Raw genomic sequence first — 16,835 nt, forward strand, 5'->3', positions numbered from 1 at the left:
GGTTTCAGGAACTTTGAAAACTTTAAAAAACGGATTTTGATTGCCTTGAACATAAAGAAAGAGAGAACGAATTTCGTCCTCTCTAGGTGTTAGCTTTTCATCTACCCACTACAGTTGACAAAGAGCCCATCTTTACAATATAAAACTGACTGCCTTTATCAACCTGACTGGTTACGCGGATAGCAAGTCCTAACTGCGTCAAGATTTTTTTAGTCAGGTAGAGCCCAAAACCTGTTGCCTTCTGATGCTCACGACCGTTATAGCCAGTAAAGCCTTCTTCAAACAGACGAGGAATATCCTCAGCTAAAATCCCAATACCAGTATCTGCAACCTCAATACCATCTGATAGGTTGATGGTAATCTTCCCCTGACTGGGTGTATATTTGAGCGCGTTATCGATTAACTGCTCTAGGGCATAAGACAACCATTTACGATCGGTTTTCAGTTGCCAATGTCCCATAATCTCAACAGCTATCTCTTTTTGTAAAAACTGCTGACGGTACTTTTTAATAATATCAACCACCAAATCACGAGTATCAAAGTCTTCAAAGCGAAAATCACTAACTTGACTAGATAATCGCATATAGGTGAGTAAATTACCCAAATAGTTTTCCATACGTAGTAACTGATAATCTACATCCTTTGAAGATAGCTGATTAGTCTGACTCATGAGTGACAGGGCTGCCATAGGCACTTTCATCTGGTGAGACCATAATTTAACCATTGCTTGCAGGTCCTCTTCCCTTGACTTATATTCCAAGAGCTGCTCCCTCGTTGTCTCTTTCTCCGCTTCAATCAAGTTAAGATAGATAAGGTCCACAGGCTTATTAAGCAGGGGAGAAGCTTCCTCATGGACATAGTCTTCCAAGGCTCTCATGCGGTTGCGAAACTTCCAGAAAAGCCCTGCAGTCAGAAGGATTAAGAGGGTTAGGGACAATAGCAGAGCGTTTTGCAGGAATTCGGTGGGCAGTTTGTAAAGTAAAAAGAGCAAGATAAAACTACCAGACAAGACCAGATAAGCGAAATAAAAACTACGGTATTCTCGGATAAATTTTGCTATCATTTGACCAGGTACCCCACGCCACGCACAGTATGAATACGGTCAAATCCCACCTCACTCACCTTCTTACGCAGACGAGTCATGTTGACATTGAGGGTATTCTGATCGATAAATTCTTCATTTTCCCAGAGTTTTTCCAAGAGTTCTTCCTTACTGACAATCTGCCCTTGTCGTTCTAGTAAGGTAGATAAAATCTTGGTTTCTGTAGGAGACAATTGAACCTGTTCCGATTCGCTTGAAAATCGTCCGTCCAAACTCAGTTGAAACTGGTCGATAGACAAATCAGTTGATTTGCTGAATTGATTGACCCGACGCAAGAAGGCTCCGATTTTGGCATCTAAAATCCCCAGGGAGAAAGGTTTTGAGATAAAATCATCCCCTCCCATGTTCATAGCCATAACCGCATTCATCTCATCATCGCTAGAGGAGATAAAGATAATCGGCATGGTCATGGTTTTACGGATTTCAGTCGTCCAGTAAAAACCGTTGTAATAAGGCAAGGTGATATCCATCAAAACCACATCGGGCTGAAACTCCGCGACTTCTTGTGCCACTGCCCTAAAATTTGCCACACTCCCCACCTGATAAGTTGCTCCAAGATGATTTTTTAGGAGCTGAACAATCATCTCGTCGTCTTCAATAATATAAATCTTCGCTTTTTTCATCATCTTCATTCTGCAAAAGCCAGGACACAGGTCTTGGCTTTTTATTTATATACTTCTTTTCGATGCCCGACTTCAAGGGCAGTTACAATCAATTTATCATCTTCAATGCTGACGATGACCCGATAATTGCCAATACGGTACCGCCATTGACCAGAACGATTGGCAGTCAAGGCTTTTCCGTATTGTCTGGGGTTGTCAGTCACATGACTGGACAGATAGTTGGTAATCTGTTTTTGAGTAAATTTGTCCAGCTTTTTCAACTGTTTGATAAAACGACCGGTTGGTACGAGTTTATAACTGGTCTTCATCCGTCAACCCCAACTCTTCCAACATTTCCTCCCAGCTTATCGGCTCAATACCTTTCGCTAAATCAGCCTCGTATTCAGCCAGAGCGATGTCTGCCACACGGGCGTCGTACTCATCTTCAAGGGCTTCAAGGGTTTTAGTCCGAATGAGTTCTGACAAGCTGACACCTTCAAACTTTGCCATAGCCTGCATAAAGAGCTTGTCCTGCTCAGAAACTTTCAATGTGATAGCTGCCATTTTTCTTACCTCTTATAGTATTCCTTTGGTATTACCATTGTAACACCATTTCCCTGAAAATGCAAGAAATCCCGCATAAGCGAGACTTCTTTTATCGTTCAATAATACGATAATAGGTGCGACTGGTCCACTTGTAAATGACAAAGTAAATCAAGGCAACTGCAAGCAAAGTAATTCCACTGACCGTATAAATCATTAGTGATGAGGTAACACCAAAAATCAGTAGCATTTGCTTGAGCATGACAAGGGCGATGACAAAGTGTAGGGTCGCCATGACCAAAGGCATGAAGAAAACAATAAGTATTTGGGAGTTAATGGTCTTTTTGACCGCTGCTGCACTCATGCCCACTTCTTGTAGGATCTTGTAGGATTTCTTATCCTCATGTCCTTCCGAGTACTGTTTGTAGTAGATAATCAAGGCTGCACCAAGTAGGAAACTAATTCCCAGCAAGAAACCTGTAAAGAGGAAACCGCCTCTAAAGCCCATCAGTAAATTGTTGAAATCGGATTTTTGCATAGCATATCCTAGGAATTCTCCGTTTGCATCGTTGATATTATAAGAGTCCCCAGTTTGCTCACCAATCGAAGCAACCTCTTCATCAGTCAAGTCGGTAAAGACACGGTAGTCCAGGCTAACCTGATAGCCTTGCGGATTATTGGACTCATAATACTCACGAACAGTATCCAACACAGTGTCATCACTGACTACCATAACGGCGGCATTTAGCGTATTGGTGATGTCTGGGAAAATAGCCTGGTCAAGATTAGCTACATTCTCGAAAGTACTATCACCTAGAGTGACTTTCTCTAGCGACGGCATTTCACTCGGACGCATAAAAGCAACTTGATTGGCAGCCAGCTCTGGCAGGTCATTGCCCAACTTCCGGAAATCATCTTGGGTGACGAAGTAGGTAAAGGCTATTTTGCTAAAGTCTGGATTGGCAATGGTTTCTGGACTAATGACAATCTCCTTCCCACCGTCATAGACCAGACCAGCTTGGTAGGTCAGGTAGGACAGACTATCTTCCGCTTTTTCTGGAAAATGGCTGAGCACCGATTGCTGATAGGCACTTTCACCCTGACTTCTATCCGCAACTTTGTAGGTAATAGATGTTTCCTTTGGATATAGACCACTTGTCATGCTTGACATGCCAGTATAAAGTGAAGTCGTTGTTGCAATGGTCACAAAGGCCATGACTGCTAAGAGGGTAATATTTGCCAAACCAGTTGCATGCTGTTTCATACGGAAAATCATCTGCGACGTGGTAATGAAATGCTCTGGCGTATAGAAATACCGCTTGTTTTTCCGACGAGCCTTCAAATACCAAGTCATAAAGCTGATGTAGAACAGATAGGTCCCCGCAATAACAAAGAGCACAGCGATAAAGAACCGAAAGATAAGAGCTACACCTTCTGCTTTAGATGAAAGTGATAGGTAGTATCCAATACCCAGTCCCACTACACCAAGAGCAGCTAGAAGAACATTGCCTTTTGGCTCCTTCTCCCCTTTCTCACTAGCTCGGAACAAAATCAGCGGACTGGTCTTACCAATGGTCCGAATAGCTAGCAATTCCAAGAGAAAGAAGATACCAGCAAAGAGAAAGGCGGTCATGACAAATGCCAAAGGGTCTATTCCAAAATGCAAATCACTATAATGTGTTAGATTGACAAAAATCAAGTAGAGAACATTTGCAAACACACCAGCTAAGACAGAACCAAGAACCACAACTAGCAAGAAAATCATCATCAATTCGAGGCTGGCTATCAAGGCTACTTTTTTCTTGTTCATCCCCAGCATGTTATAGAGACCAAATTCCCTCGCCCGTTGTTTCATTAGGAAATTAAAACTATAAATCTCCATAATGACCGAGAAAATGGTCAGAACAATCACGCCAAGACCGATAGAAACAGCACCAGAGCCCATGGTCTTCATAACTGGACTTAGCATGAGTAAGAACATGGAACAAATCAGAGTAAATAGCACAAGACTGGCTAAAACAAAGGGAGCAAAAACACCCATGGATTTTCGGATATTTTGCCCAGCAAGTTTGAGGTAAAACATCTACTCACCCCCTAAAAGTGCAGACATGTTGAGCGAAATCTCCTTGGCAAAGTCTTGATTGCTCTTACCTGCCTTGTACAATTGGTGGAAAATCCGACCATCCTTGATAAAGAGAACACGTTTGGCATGGCTGGCTGCGTTGGCTGAGTGGGTCACCATGAGAATGGTTTGACCGTCACGGTTGATGTCTTCAAACAAATTCAGTAAGTCTTCTGAATTGCGGTAATCTAGGGCAGCCGTCGGTTCGTCTGCTAGGACAATTTGTGGCTGGGTAATCAAACTACGAGCGATGGCCACGCGCTGCTTTTGTCCACCAGATAGTTCAAAGGGACGTTTTTTCAGCAAATCTTGAATCCGCAGTTTTGGCGCCAGGACTTTCAAACGTTTTTCCATTTCCTCATGGCTGGTACGTGCCAATACCAGAGGTAAAAAGATATTGTCTTGGATGGACAGGGTGTCCAAGAGATTAAAATCTTGGAAGACAAAGCCCAGGTTACGCAAACGGAAATCCGCCAGCTTGCTTTCCTTGATTTTCGTAATATCCTGATTATTTAAGATAACCGAACCTCTCGTCGGCTTGTCCAGGGTTGCTAGAATGTTGAGCAAAGTCGTCTTACCTGAACCACTTTCACCCATTATGGCGATAAACTCACCCTCTTCTACCTTAAAATCCACATCTTGCAAGGCACGCGTTTCCTCTTTTGAAAAGCGCGTGCGGTAAACTTTTTCTAAATGATTGATTTTTAGCAACATCATTTCAAATCTCCATTTCTTTATTACTCCTTAACCGATGAATTTATTATATCGATTTTTACTCAATCAAAAACTTACAACATCGTTCTCAAACCTTACAATCTTGTAAGAAAAAACAGCATCCTCAGATGCTGTCAGTAACATTAAACTTGGCCAATCGCCAAAGCGTAGATAAAGAACAAGGCAAAGCCAAACAAGAAGATCAAACCTGCAATCGCTAGTGCTTTTAGCCAAGTCGGAAGATTTTTATTTTCGCCAGTTACCAAGACGTAGTTTAACAGGGCAAAGAATGGTGTCGTCAAGAATGACCCAATCATGGCAAAACGTAACATAGTAGCCACTTGTCCTGCAAAGAAGAAGATAATAATCAACCCAACAATAGCAGTGACTGTCATCCAAATATTTAAAGACTTAGCCTGAGTTTCTTTTTGGTTCAACAACAAATCAAGCGAGGCTTGGTTAACACGGGAATACCCATCAACAACTGTAATTACTGTTCCAAAGATACACAAGAAGGCGATAAAAGTAATCAAGTAACGTGACCACTCTCCAAGTACTGAAGCATACATGCCTACAAATTGTGAGATATAAGCTGCAGATGCACCCTCAACAGGTTTACCTGTTGGATACTGGATAAGCGCCCCAAGAGCCACAAAGAAAACAGCCAGAATCGCAGTCCCGATAAAACCAACGTTAAAGTCAAAGAGGGCATCCTCAGTACTAAAATCGACCGATTTCTTTTTCTCAGCTGACCAGAGTGAGTTGATAGCTGAAATTTCAATCGGAGCTGGCATCCAACCTAGTAAAGAAACGATAAAAGGTAGGGCTGCCATTTGCCAAGGAGTCTTTTCAACAAAGTCAGCACCAACCTCAGGATGCTCGATAACTGCAACAATAACAGCAACCACCGTTGCAATTGTTAGAGCTGACATAATCCACTTAGCCATGCCATCTAAGAGCTTATAGCCTCCAAACAAGAGCATTGCCCAAATAATCGCTAGTAAAATCAATGACCACTGGGTAATGCTTAGACCAATCATTGGAAAGGCACTGGCAATAATAGCTGAACATAAAATAGCCACGCCAGCTGTGTTTACCATAGCTGAGAAAACATTTAAGATAAAGAAGACCCAAAGGTAAAGCTTGCCTTTTTCAGCATACCCTTCAACCAAGGTCTTACCAGTGTCAGCTGTATATTCCGCACCAAAACGGAAGAACGGGTACTTAAAGACATTGGCTAGGATAACCAAACCAAGCAAAGACCAGCCATATAAGGCACCTGCTTGAGCTGAAGAAACAATATGAGAACCTCCGACAGCTGCTGACGCCATCAGAATACCAGGTCCCATAGCTTTTAATCTATTTCGCCATTTTGAATCAGTTTGTGACATAAAACACTCCTTTGAAAATAATAGTTACATTATACAAAATTTTCAGATAATTTTCAAGAGTGTTTCAGTTATTTTTCGGAAAACTACAAACAAAAGGCTAGATAGTACATCCAGCCTTTTATACTAAAGAAGTGTTTCGAGAACCTCTGCTACTTGATCATAACCTAAAGGGCTAAGATGTAAACCATCTGTAGTGTAGCTTTTGTCAAGCTGACCTGTTAAATCAATGAGCTTATCATGAATATCCAAGTAGGTCACTCCTCTAGTTCCCTGTAACAACTGATTTAGTTGTTCAATGCGGTCATTTGTTCGAGAGCCCACCGTTTCAGAAAACTCTCTACTGTCATGTGTAGGATAAACAGACTGGAGATAGAGCTGTGCTTGCGGGAAGGTTTCTGACAGTCTGTGACAAAGCTCATCAATACGGCAATAGATACTCAAAGGATCCTCTCCTTGTCCAAGGTCATTGGTCCCTATCAAAAGGAAAATCTTTTCAGGCAAAATGCCCCTAGTTATCTCATCAAAGTGGTCTAACAAAAAGCTAGTATCAATCCCGCTAATGCCTCGATTGACAAGTGTCAGCTGAGTTATTAGTTGTTCCGTCTTAAACAGATCCATGATTGAATCACCCAAAAACAGCAAACAAGGCTCAGTTTTAGCTGGCTCACTAGCAAATTGGCTCAGTTTTTCTCTCTGGTATTTTTCTAGCATTTTTAAAAAAGCAGAGCTCATAGCATGATGTCTCCTTAAACATTAAATAAATCGTTGAAATTTTCTGCCATGGTAGGATGAGTAAAAATCTGTTTTTGGAAGTAAGTGTAAGGAATTTTATTATCCATCGCCATAGTAATGAGGTTAATCAATTCTCCTGCCTCTGCACCATATAAGGTTGCTCCTAAGATTTCTTCGGTCTCTGGGTTAACCACGACTTTAAAGAAACCACGTAAATCACCGTTAACATGCGCACGGGGCATATTAGCCACCATCAAGGTATTAGCTTTGTAGCTCAATCCTTCTGCTTTAGCAGTCGCCTCATCTAGACCAACACGTGCCAAAGGAGGATTGACAAAGGTAGTTGTGGGAACATGACGACGCTTTTGTAAGGAATAGGACTGATCTCCAGTTAAATAACCATAAACAATACGGTAATCATCTAAAGAAACATAGGTAAACTGAGGACCTCCATTAACATCTCCTACTGCAAAGACACCAGGCACACTGGTTTGACAAAAGTCATCAACCTCAATAGCTCCACGATCCGTGAGCTTAATATCAGTCGCTTCAAGATTCAGTTCTTGCGTATTTGGTCGGCGTCCTGTGGCATAAAGCACGGCATCAAAGACAAACTCTCCTTTGTCACTCGTTGTCACAACCTTGTCATCCTTATTTGCCACCTGATAGATAGTTGAAGACAACTCAAAGTGAATCCCTTGCTCTTCCATGTAGGTCTTAGCTAAGTCTGAAACCATCGGCTCCTCTCTTACAAACAAGCGAGATTGGGGATCAAAAACGGTTACTTGACTCCCAAGCTCAGCATACAGAGTCGCAAACTCTAAACCGATATTTCCACCACCGATAATCCCCAAGCGATCTGGTTGTTGCGCTAACTCTTGAATACCTGTCGAATCATAAACACCTTGACTTTCTGCCAAACCTGGTATGGGAAGGCGATTTGAAACCGCGCCAGTATTGATAATAATAGTTTCCGCTGTAATCTGTTCTTGGTCTTGGTCGGACAGGAGCTCAATAACTTTATTTTGGACGAATCTTGCTTTTGCCGTATAGACATGAACCGTATCTTTTTGATCCAACATAGCAAAATTCTTAGCACGCAGACGACTGGTCACCGCGTCTTTTTCTGCCATGACACTGGAAAAATCCAGCCCCTTTTCTGCTGCGTGCAGTAGAGTCTTGGTTGGGATGCAGCCGATATTGATACAAGTACCTCCATACATCTGAGGACTCTGCTCAACCATAGCAACTGTTTTACCCTGCATAGCCATCTTGGCCGCTAAGGTTTTTCCTGCCTTACCAAAACCAATGACAATCATATCGTAAGTTTTCATGTTTTTTCTCCTTTGATTCTGATAAGTTTAGTGTATCACCTCTTTAAAAAAAAGTCAGAAAATAGCTACGCCACGATAAAAAATCCCACCAAATTGGTGAGATTGATATTTCATAAACTAGCTGTATAAACTTGCCCCATTACTTTCAATAACTTCTTTATACCAAGCAAATGATTTCTTCTTATAACGCGCAAGGGTTCCTGTCCCATCATCATGTCTATCAACATAGATAAAGCCATACCGCTTACTGAGTTCCGCCGTGCTTGCTGAGACGAGATCAATCGGTCCCCAAGTTGTGTAACCCCACAATTCGACACCATCTTCGATAGCTTCTGCTACTTGTTTGAGGTGTTTTTCAAGATAATCAATGCGGTAGTCATCCTCAACCGTTGGTCCATTAGGGCCATCCACTAAAACATCTTTAGCACCCAAACCATTTTCCACAATAAAGAGTGGCAATTGATAACGGTCATAAAAGTCATTGAGTACCAAACGCAAACCTACAGGATCAATCTGCCATCCCCATTCAGAACTATCAAGATAAGGATTTGAAACACCTCCTAAAATATTACCTCTACCTGTTTCATAATCTTCTGGGTTATGCGCTACCGCCACACTCATGTAGTAACTAAAGGAAATAAAATCAACCGTGTGTTCTTCTAGTAAAGCCTTATCCCCTGGAGCAAACTGGATTTCAATCTGATTTTCCTTGAAATAACGCTTAATATAATTTGGGTATTTTCCTCTAGCATGAATATCGCTAAAGAGATAGTTTTGATTATTGAAGTCACGAACAGCCAATTGATCCAACGGATTCGCTGTCATGGCATAGGCTGGCATAGCAATCACCATACAACCAATCTTAAAGTTAGGGTTAATCTCATGTCCAATTTTTGTTGCTAAGCTCGATGCCACCAACTCATGATGCACCGCTTGATAAAGGTCTTGTTTGGATAAGTCCTCCATCGGTGTCGCAATACCACCTGACATAAATGGCGCGTGTAAGACAGAGTTTACCTCGTTAAAGGTCAACCAGTAGGTTACCTTATCTTTATAACGCTCAAAGACTGTTGTCACATATCTCGCGTAAAAATCAATTAAGTCACGACTAGCCCAACCATTATACTTTCTTGCTAAATGCAGAGGGGTTTCATAGTGTGATAGGGTGACTAAAGGTTCAATATCGTATTTAGCCAACTCATCAAACACCTTATCATAAAAAGCTAATCCAGCTTCATTGGGTTCTGTCTCATCTCCATTTGGGAAAATACGTGACCAAGCAATAGATAAACGAAAAACCTTAAATCCCATTTCTGCAAATAAGGCAATGTCTTCTTTATAGCGATGGTAAAAATCGATCCCCTCTAATTTTAAATTATCAGGTGTTGGAACTTCTGTAATCAGCGGATTAAGATCGCCAACTTTGGCTGGAACACCACCTCTTGGGGTCACATCCTGAACAGATAGACCTTTACCATCCAAGTTATAAGCTCCTTCAAATTGATTGGCAGCTGTTGCGCCACCCCATAAAAAATCTTTTGGAAATTGATTTGTCATATTATTCTCCTTTATCTTTCAAAAATTCTTCAATCACCTGAAGCACCCCATCATCAGTATGATGAGGAGCACAGTGCAATGCAACTTTTTTCACACTTTCAGGAGCATTAGCCATGGCATACGAATGCGGTGTCATTGCCAATAACTCTCGATCATTTTCTCCGTCACCAAAAGCCATCACTTGATGAGGGCTTAGTTGCCACTGCTTCAGTAAAAGTTCTAAGCCACTTGCTTTATCGACCTCTCTAGGTAAAATATCAATCGCCCCATAACCGCTCGTTACTGCCCTAAGATTGCCCTTAAAGTTTTTATTAAACCTTTCAATGACTTGATTGGTGTCTTTTTCAACCAACATATTGATTTTTGTCAAATGATTAAAGTCAACCCCTTCAAAGTTTGGCACAAACTCTAAATGAGCTAAAAAAGCGTTCCACTGTTCTTCTTCAATCATCTCATGTTCTTTTGAAAAAATAACACTGTCCAATACATAGGAGCGATGAGCAGTTGAAAGCACCACACGGTAATCAACCAAGCTTTCTTTAAAATAGTCAATAAATGCCAACGCATCATCTTGAGTAATTTGACTCTTCCGTAAAATTTTAGAGCTTGTTTGGACGTATCCTCCATTTTCAGCAACATAAGACAAACGAGGACTAAGTTCCTGAAAAATAAGGTTGACACGCTCTATTGCATTTCCTGTCGCCACAACAAAATGAATCCCCTTTTGCTCTAATTGAGTCAGGATACGCTCAAATCGATCTTTATCATATTGACCATATTGATCCAACAAAGTGCCATCCAAATCTGTTGCTATCAGCTTTATCATACAATCTAACCTTTTCCCTTTCAAGGGGGTGCAAAACCCTAAAGGGGTGTGCAACTCGAATCCTAATATAACTTCTTCTATTATAACACAGAAACACCAAAAAAGACGTGCAGAATTGACACGCCCTTGTCTTCTATAAATCAATCCGTACGCCATTTTTGAATGTCAGGCTGATTTTCTTACCCACTTTGATGTCTAGTCTCTCAACACTGGTCTGCCAGAGTTCTTGGTTGAAGTCTGTGATGAGGTCGTCCTGCTCTTTGAGTTGTTGGATAAAACCATCTAGGCTAATTCTCTTACTTTTCTGCTCTTCCAAGGATGACCTAGTTTCCTGCAACTCTTTCTGTTTTTCTTGGTAGGCTGTTACTAGGGTATCGTACTGCTTTTGGTAGAGTTCTTGATTCTGAGCCTTCCTCGCATTCCTATCGACCAAGTCCTTGATGTCTTGTCGTATGGTTTCAAGGTGATGCTCCAAGTCATCAATCCTAGATTCAAGTGGCGAGGTGTCTTTTGCCATGTCAATTAAGAGTTCTGTATTTGCGATAATCTCATCTCGATTACTGAGAAGTTGATTGATAGCTGAGAGGAACCAGGCTTTAATTTCTTCCTCAGTCACATGAGGTGTCCGACATTTATGCTCGCCCTTGTACTTGGAATTGCACTGGTAAATGGTTCGTTTGTACTTGCTGGTGGAGTGCCACACCTTACTTCCAAAAGCTCCCCCACAGTCACCACAGAACAGACGTCCTGTGAAGATGTTACTAGTTTGCCGTTTCTTCTCCAGCTTATCCAATTCAACTTGAACCAAATCAAAGACTTCACGCTTGATAATGGCTTCGTGGCTGTTCTCCACATAATACTGTGGAAGCTCTCCTTCATTGGGTTTAGTGCTTTTCGTCAAGAAATTGGTTGTAAAACTTTTCTGAAGAAGAGCATCCCCTTTGTATTTTTCATTCCGAAGCATACGCTTGACCGTGCCATAACTCCACTTCCTTTTCCCTTGTGGGGTCGGAATTCCTTGGGCAGTCAACTCCCTTGCGATTTTGTTGGGATTGTTTCCCAATAAGACCTGATGAAAAATATACCGAACAATCTTAGCTTCCTCATGGTCTATTTCAAAACCACCCGTGTCACTTTTCTTGAAGCCTAAAACTTGGCTATAGGAAAAGGTCACTTGCCCTTCAGCCAACTGGCGTCGTCTACCCCAAGTCACGTTCTCTGAAATGGAACGGCTCTCTTCTTGGGCTAGACTTGACATAATGGTAATCAGAAGCTCCCCTTTAGAATCAAAGGTCCAAATGTTCTCCTTTTCAAAATAGATTTCAACTCCTGCTTCCTTGAGCTTCCGAACCGTTGAGAGGGAGTCAACCGTGTTTCTGGCAAACCGACTGACCGACTTGGTCAGGATAAGGTCTATCTTTCCGTCAAGGGCATCTTCCACCATCCGTTGAAAGCCAATCCGTGCCTTGGTATTAGTCCCAGAAATCCCTTCGTCTGAATACATCTTGACAAATTCCCAATCCGAGCGACTGTTGATGTAGTCTGTATAGTATTTCATCTGAGCTTCGTAGGAGGTCGTCTGGCCTTCATGATCAGTTGATACCCTGGCATAGCCTGCCACTCGTCGTTTGGTAAAGCTCGGCAGGTCAACCTTATGGCTTACTTGTTTAGCTGGTTCTATCGTGATGACTTTTTTCATGCCTACCGTCCTTTCTGAATGATGATGTGTTTTTCTTTTCCATTTCTATAGGTAGCTTTAGCTTCATTGGTCACGCTATTAAAAGAAATATGGTGAATATCTTCTGCCTTTAAGGTCTCGCCAAAAGCTTGAAAAAGTTGTTCTTCTGTAATAGTACGTCCTAGACAAGCCTCAACACCTTTGGCATCTCTTGTCCTGCAGTAATACCTTACTCGCTTTTCCTGATTGGATTTGGTTTCTACAGTCAAAAGCATATCTAAACCACAATGCTCACAATATACTTTGCCTTGTAACTTTGCTAGGGCATCGTGCTTTGATGGTCTTCTCTTAGCACGTCGCTTTTTCTCTCGATTAACTTGTTGGAAGAACTCCGGTGTCACAATAGCTTCATGGGCATTCTCAACAATATACTTTGCCATCTGCCCATCATTTGGAATCGACCGACTCCCAAAATTATCTCGAAAAGTCTTCTGTAAAATCAAGCGTCCACAATAGGCTTCTTGGTCAAACATGTTATAAATGACTCGCTTAGTGAAGCGATTCCCTAGTCTCGTCCGCTCACCCCTAGCATCAAGCTTTTTAGCAATTTTTGGAACTGAAAGACCTTCCATGTACCATTCAAAAACCTGTCTAACAATAGAGGCTTCATGTGGTTCAATAACATATTCTTCGCCACTCCATCGATAGCCAAAGATATCTTGAGGAATATAGGGCTTCCCCTCTTCAAAGCATTTCTTTACTCGCCATCTGATATTCTGGCTAATAGACTGTGATTCTTCTTGAGCCATAGAGGCAAGTAGAGTTAAAAGTAATTCTCCTTCAGCAGTTAGGGTGTCTATATTTTCTTTTTCAAAGCGAACACTAATACCAAGTCGCTTCAGCTCACGAACGGTTTCCAAAAGCTCTACCGTATTTCGCCCAAAGCGTGAAATGGATTTGGTTAAAATAAGGTCAATCTTTCCCTTGCGACAATCTTCAAGTAAATTTTGAAAATCTCGTCTATGGACTTGGCTACGTCCACTAATCGCAGAATCGCTGTAAACACCCACATAGCTCCATTCAGGATTTGCCTGTATCAACTGGCTGTAGTGACTCACTTGATTGGATAAGGATTGAAGTAAACTCGTATGCGAAACCCTAGTATATGCTGCTACTTTTAACTTTTTGATGGCGGTTAACTTTTGGGCTTGTATCGTTTTAATTCGTTTCATTGATACATCTCCTTTCGCTACTATATATCACTCTAAAGCCCTTATTTATCAAGTCTTTAGGCCACTAATTGACTCATAAATGGTTCATATTTTTCGAGCATTTTTACCTTAAATTCTTGAAAATTAGCTTCAGATATCAGCCCAACTGCCAGGAGTCGACTCGCCTGTGCCATGGTTAGCTGATAGATTATTTCTTGTTGAAAGTCTTGTTCTGTCATCTCTTTTCTCCAAATCTAGCAGTCATATAACACCTGCGACTACAATACTTTCTCTTTGGATTAGCGTAAGACATAAACGAGATTCCACAAGTCAAACAGATATGCTCTGAGTAAGCCTTTCGATGAACCTCATCTAGATGGTCATTCCACCAAGTTTGACGACAAGACGTACTACAAAACCGTTTCTTTTTCTTACCGTCTATATGCGACAAAATACGACCACAAGCATGACAATAATCTGGCAGTTCGTCATCAGTTTTATCGCCTGCTTTTATTACCTCTCTACGACAAAATGACTTAATGGTATTAATAGATAAATTGAGTTTTATACCTATGGCTTTATAACCAAGACCATGTTCTCGTAAACAGCGAATAGCTACTTTTTGTTCTGGGGTCATTTTATTCCTCCTTCTACCTACTAGGGGAAATTGTGAACAGTTTAGTCCAAATATAATTTTATTCCTCCTACCTTACTAGGTAGGTTTGGGAGTAATTTTTCCGCACTTATTGAAAAAAAGGCAAAAAAAATAAAGCCTGATGTTTCCACCAGGCTTATAACTAAATTATGAAATTCTAAACCAACCAACAACTTTACCGAGTTTAACTGTTCCAGTTGAATCGTAGAGTGAGCCATCCGCCATCCATTGACGTTTCACACGACGAGTGACCCCGCCGCCACCAATTTCTAATTGGTCATTGATACCGTTCTTATTATGGTCAGAATATCCATCAATATTCTGTTCCACACCATCAATACTTTTTCCATCAGAATCCGTCACACAGACACCAATGTGACCATATACCATACCATCTGCTTGAATGACATAGAAATCACCTGCTTTAGGATTCACACCCCAAGAATCGTAGATTACTTGGAAACCATTTGATTTTGCTTTCTTCAAACAATCAATGGCATTAGTATAGGACATATTCTTGTCCGTAAGCTCTTGAACAATCTTATCCACCAAGGCAACACACTGTCCGCCATAAGGGTTAGATGGAACGGTCACCTTTTGACCGACCTTGGATAAAGCTGACGCAACAACCCGACTTGCAACACTGGTTGGAATAGCGGTTGTTGTCCTTGAAGCTGTGTTAACCTTGAGTGTTTGCCCAACTTTCAGGATATCCGACTTCTTCAAACCATTCACTGCAAGTAGGGCATCTACTGTTAAACCAAACTTCCGAGCGATGCCATAATACGTGTCGCCTTTTTGTGCTTGATAGGTCTGCTCACTATGGCCTTTAGTTGTTCCTTCTACATCCTGCTCAAGCACCCATGACTTGATTCCATCAAGTAGATAAGCTCTCTTACTGTTTGACTGGTGAACTTTCTTCACTTGGAGGATTTTGTAGGTGCGCCCCTTGACCCAGTTAGCGATTTTCTGACCAGTCTGATAATGAGTCGCATGAGGCAACACCCTAAGACTATCACCAACAAGATAGATTGACTTTGAAGGAGTTCCTGAACTCCCAGCGATTGAACTGGGGGGCGAGGGAACTATTGTCTTGACTTCAACTCCTGTTATTGCTGACACAAGACCTTTCGCAATTTCCTCTTTCTTGGTTTCAAAAATCGCCATGTCTTGTTCATTATCGATGAAGGCAATCTCCACCAAACGATAGGTATATCCACGACTCGCTGCTTGGTTGGCATTATAGAGCCAATCTACCTTCTTAATGCCACGATTTTGAAAGTATCGTGAAAGGAGAGATAGGATAGCCATATCTTCCTTGTCTGCTTCTAAAGAAGATTGAATCAAGACTTCTGTACCTTTGGCACTACCATTAAAGGCATTGAAGTGCAATTCAGTAATTGAGTCGTATCCCTTACCAATACTAGTAATACTCCGATAATCATAAACATTTTGTTCGGTAATAAAATCAATCTGTTGTCCACTGTACTTGGACATTAACTTGGTTAATTCTCGAACCTTTCCAGCTTCTGTGATGCCTAGTTTGGCATTCACTGCTCCAGGATCATAGCCTGTTCGCCCTTGCCCATGACCACAAATGACTAGATGTTTTCCCATATCTTTTCACCTCTCGTTGATTTGTTTTAAAATTGCTTGTAGTTTCTCAGGTATTGGTAGACCAATTCGAACAGTATTTTCTAAGATACTTAACCCCTCATTACTGAGATAAAAGAAAATGACCATGGTTCGAATTGTTCCACCCTGCTTGATGATTGCAGTATCAATCATATGACCTAATGAAACTAAAAATAAAATGGCTATCTTTTTAAAGATGCCACGAAAACCGATACTGCTTGACAATTGTTTCTCAACAACTGCCGCAAAAATTCCTGTTAGATAGTCAATAATAATGAAGACAAGTAGGGCATACAGGATACCATCCAACTCTCCAAATAGACTACCAATCAAGCCTCCAATCATAGAGAATAAAATCTTATTAAGTGTTAACAGTTCCTTCATCGGTCACCTCACTTTCTACTGAACCTTCCTTAACTATGGTAGGATCTGACCAATCTGGTTGACCGTTCTCATCAAACCGCATCAGATAAAAACAATCATGGAATAAATCAGAAAGATTCAGAGTTAATGTGGTACTGCCCCACTGATTAAATGCCCAAACTGTTTCTGTTGTAACCAACTGCCGCTTTCCATTTTTAATGGCAGGTCGCCTTACTTCTTCAAGATACATGTAAAAATCTTGCTCAGCTGTCTTACATCGGATGAACTCTCCATTCTTACGCATGTAAGCGAGAGCTGTCTCCAAATCAAATGGTTCTGTTACTTTGTCAATATTGAGAAGTGCCATGAT

At 41.3% G+C, this 16,835-nt stretch carries 18 protein-coding genes; all 18 read right to left on the reverse strand.

The window, feature by feature from the left end; genetic code table 11:
* Positions 1-97 precede the first annotated feature (97 nt).
* Entirely contained in the window at positions 98-1,063 is a 966-nt protein-coding gene (locus tag ACVRWY_RS03925) for a sensor histidine kinase (RefSeq protein ID WP_354368266.1), read from the reverse strand.
* On the reverse strand, positions 1,060-1,728 hold the full coding sequence (locus tag ACVRWY_RS03930; protein ID WP_354368264.1) for a DNA-binding response regulator: 669 nt from the start codon (positions 1,726-1,728) through the stop codon (positions 1,060-1,062). Before ACVRWY_RS03930 ends, ACVRWY_RS03925 begins: the two co-directional genes overlap by 4 nt.
* 38 nt (positions 1,729-1,766) lie before the next feature.
* Complete coding sequence (locus tag ACVRWY_RS03935) at positions 1,767-2,033, reverse strand: type II toxin-antitoxin system RelE family toxin (RefSeq protein ID WP_024385715.1); 267 nt, start codon at positions 2,031-2,033, stop codon at positions 1,767-1,769.
* Positions 2,017-2,268, reverse strand: coding sequence for a type II toxin-antitoxin system RelB family antitoxin (gene relB, locus ACVRWY_RS03940; protein ID WP_029998583.1), 252 nt, complete (start codon positions 2,266-2,268; stop codon positions 2,017-2,019). Before relB ends, ACVRWY_RS03935 begins: the two co-directional genes overlap by 17 nt.
* Before the next feature lie 91 nt (positions 2,269-2,359).
* Entirely contained in the window at positions 2,360-4,330 is a 1,971-nt protein-coding gene (locus tag ACVRWY_RS03945) for an ABC transporter permease (RefSeq protein WP_354368261.1), read from the reverse strand.
* Complete coding sequence (locus ACVRWY_RS03950; RefSeq protein ID WP_354368270.1) at positions 4,331-5,083, reverse strand: ABC transporter ATP-binding protein; 753 nt, start codon at positions 5,081-5,083, stop codon at positions 4,331-4,333. It abuts the gene before it with no gap.
* 143 nt (positions 5,084-5,226) lie between these two features.
* Positions 5,227-6,474 carry an NRAMP family divalent metal transporter gene (locus ACVRWY_RS03955; RefSeq protein WP_354368259.1) on the reverse strand — a complete coding sequence of 416 codons (1,248 nt, stop codon included), beginning with the start codon at positions 6,472-6,474 and terminating at the stop codon, positions 5,227-5,229.
* Between the two features lie 123 nt (positions 6,475-6,597).
* Positions 6,598-7,206: a GDSL-type esterase/lipase family protein gene (locus ACVRWY_RS03960; protein ID WP_354368258.1), complete on the reverse strand. Its 609-nt coding sequence runs from the start codon at positions 7,204-7,206 to the stop codon at positions 6,598-6,600.
* A 14-nt stretch (positions 7,207-7,220) separates the two neighbouring features.
* Positions 7,221-8,540, reverse strand: a complete 1,320-nt coding sequence (locus ACVRWY_RS03965) for an FAD-containing oxidoreductase (protein ID WP_354368256.1) — start codon at positions 8,538-8,540, stop codon at positions 7,221-7,223.
* Between the two features lie 117 nt (positions 8,541-8,657).
* Positions 8,658-10,097, reverse strand: a complete 1,440-nt coding sequence (locus ACVRWY_RS03970) for a glycoside hydrolase family 1 protein (RefSeq protein WP_354368254.1) — start codon at positions 10,095-10,097, stop codon at positions 8,658-8,660.
* A 1-nt stretch (position 10,098) separates the two neighbouring features.
* The gene (locus ACVRWY_RS03975; RefSeq protein ID WP_354368252.1) at positions 10,099-10,923 is read right to left on the reverse strand and encodes a Cof-type HAD-IIB family hydrolase; all 825 of its coding nucleotides are present in this window, start codon (positions 10,921-10,923) and stop codon (positions 10,099-10,101) included.
* Between the two features lie 133 nt (positions 10,924-11,056).
* Positions 11,057-12,622 (reverse strand): recombinase family protein, encoded by a 1,566-nt coding sequence (locus ACVRWY_RS03980; protein ID WP_222813119.1) that lies wholly within the window; start codon positions 12,620-12,622, stop codon positions 11,057-11,059.
* 2 nt (positions 12,623-12,624) lie between these two features.
* Positions 12,625-13,833, reverse strand: a complete 1,209-nt coding sequence (locus tag ACVRWY_RS03985; RefSeq protein WP_105143029.1) for a recombinase family protein — start codon at positions 13,831-13,833, stop codon at positions 12,625-12,627.
* A 56-nt stretch (positions 13,834-13,889) separates the two neighbouring features.
* Positions 13,890-14,051: an SHOCT domain-containing protein gene (locus ACVRWY_RS03990; protein WP_162841141.1), complete on the reverse strand. Its 162-nt coding sequence runs from the start codon at positions 14,049-14,051 to the stop codon at positions 13,890-13,892.
* Positions 14,048-14,449, reverse strand: a complete 402-nt coding sequence (locus tag ACVRWY_RS03995; protein WP_172025452.1) for an RNA polymerase subunit sigma-70 — start codon at positions 14,447-14,449, stop codon at positions 14,048-14,050. Before ACVRWY_RS03995 ends, ACVRWY_RS03990 begins: the two co-directional genes overlap by 4 nt.
* Positions 14,450-14,614: 165 nt before the next feature.
* A complete protein-coding gene (locus tag ACVRWY_RS04000) occupies positions 14,615-16,084 on the reverse strand; it encodes a LysM peptidoglycan-binding domain-containing protein (RefSeq protein WP_354368249.1) in 1,470 nt (489 codons plus the stop codon).
* Positions 16,085-16,090: 6 nt separating this feature from the next.
* Positions 16,091-16,486 (reverse strand): phage holin family protein, encoded by a 396-nt coding sequence (locus ACVRWY_RS04005; RefSeq protein ID WP_024388660.1) that lies wholly within the window; start codon positions 16,484-16,486, stop codon positions 16,091-16,093.
* On the reverse strand, positions 16,464-16,832 hold the full coding sequence (locus tag ACVRWY_RS04010) for a hypothetical protein (RefSeq protein WP_044685892.1): 369 nt from the start codon (positions 16,830-16,832) through the stop codon (positions 16,464-16,466). The genes ACVRWY_RS04005 and ACVRWY_RS04010 overlap by 23 nt, the downstream gene beginning before the upstream one ends.
* Between the last annotated feature and the right edge of the window lie 3 nt (positions 16,833-16,835).

This window comes from Streptococcus porcorum (assembly GCF_053203725.1).

Excerpts from the sequence above, each read along its gene's own strand:
- ACVRWY_RS03925 (WP_354368266.1), bottom strand. The coding sequence starts at position 1,063 with ATGATAGCAAAATTTATCCGAGAATACCGTAGTTTTTATTTCGCTTAT.
- ACVRWY_RS03930 (WP_354368264.1), bottom strand. The coding sequence starts at position 1,728 with ATGATGAAAAAAGCGAAGATTTATATTATTGAAGACGACGAGATGATT.
- ACVRWY_RS03935 (WP_024385715.1), bottom strand. The coding sequence starts at position 2,033 with ATGAAGACCAGTTATAAACTCGTACCAACCGGTCGTTTTATCAAACAG.
- relB (WP_029998583.1), bottom strand. The coding sequence starts at position 2,268 with ATGGCAGCTATCACATTGAAAGTTTCTGAGCAGGACAAGCTCTTTATG.
- ACVRWY_RS03945 (WP_354368261.1), bottom strand. The coding sequence starts at position 4,330 with ATGTTTTACCTCAAACTTGCTGGGCAAAATATCCGAAAATCCATGGGT.
- ACVRWY_RS03950 (WP_354368270.1), bottom strand. The coding sequence starts at position 5,083 with ATGTTGCTAAAAATCAATCATTTAGAAAAAGTTTACCGCACGCGCTTT.
- ACVRWY_RS03955 (WP_354368259.1), bottom strand. The coding sequence starts at position 6,474 with ATGTCACAAACTGATTCAAAATGGCGAAATAGATTAAAAGCTATGGGA.
- ACVRWY_RS03960 (WP_354368258.1), bottom strand. The coding sequence starts at position 7,206 with ATGAGCTCTGCTTTTTTAAAAATGCTAGAAAAATACCAGAGAGAAAAA.
- ACVRWY_RS03965 (WP_354368256.1), bottom strand. The coding sequence starts at position 8,540 with ATGAAAACTTACGATATGATTGTCATTGGTTTTGGTAAGGCAGGAAAA.
- ACVRWY_RS03970 (WP_354368254.1), bottom strand. The coding sequence starts at position 10,097 with ATGACAAATCAATTTCCAAAAGATTTTTTATGGGGTGGCGCAACAGCT.
- ACVRWY_RS03975 (WP_354368252.1), bottom strand. The coding sequence starts at position 10,923 with ATGATAAAGCTGATAGCAACAGATTTGGATGGCACTTTGTTGGATCAA.
- ACVRWY_RS03980 (WP_222813119.1), bottom strand. The coding sequence starts at position 12,622 with ATGAAAAAAGTCATCACGATAGAACCAGCTAAACAAGTAAGCCATAAG.
- ACVRWY_RS03985 (WP_105143029.1), bottom strand. The coding sequence starts at position 13,833 with ATGAAACGAATTAAAACGATACAAGCCCAAAAGTTAACCGCCATCAAA.
- ACVRWY_RS03990 (WP_162841141.1), bottom strand. The coding sequence starts at position 14,051 with ATGACAGAACAAGACTTTCAACAAGAAATAATCTATCAGCTAACCATG.
- ACVRWY_RS03995 (WP_172025452.1), bottom strand. The coding sequence starts at position 14,449 with ATGACCCCAGAACAAAAAGTAGCTATTCGCTGTTTACGAGAACATGGT.
- ACVRWY_RS04000 (WP_354368249.1), bottom strand. The coding sequence starts at position 16,084 with ATGGGAAAACATCTAGTCATTTGTGGTCATGGGCAAGGGCGAACAGGC.
- ACVRWY_RS04005 (WP_024388660.1), bottom strand. The coding sequence starts at position 16,486 with ATGAAGGAACTGTTAACACTTAATAAGATTTTATTCTCTATGATTGGA.
- ACVRWY_RS04010 (WP_044685892.1), bottom strand. The coding sequence starts at position 16,832 with ATGGCACTTCTCAATATTGACAAAGTAACAGAACCATTTGATTTGGAG.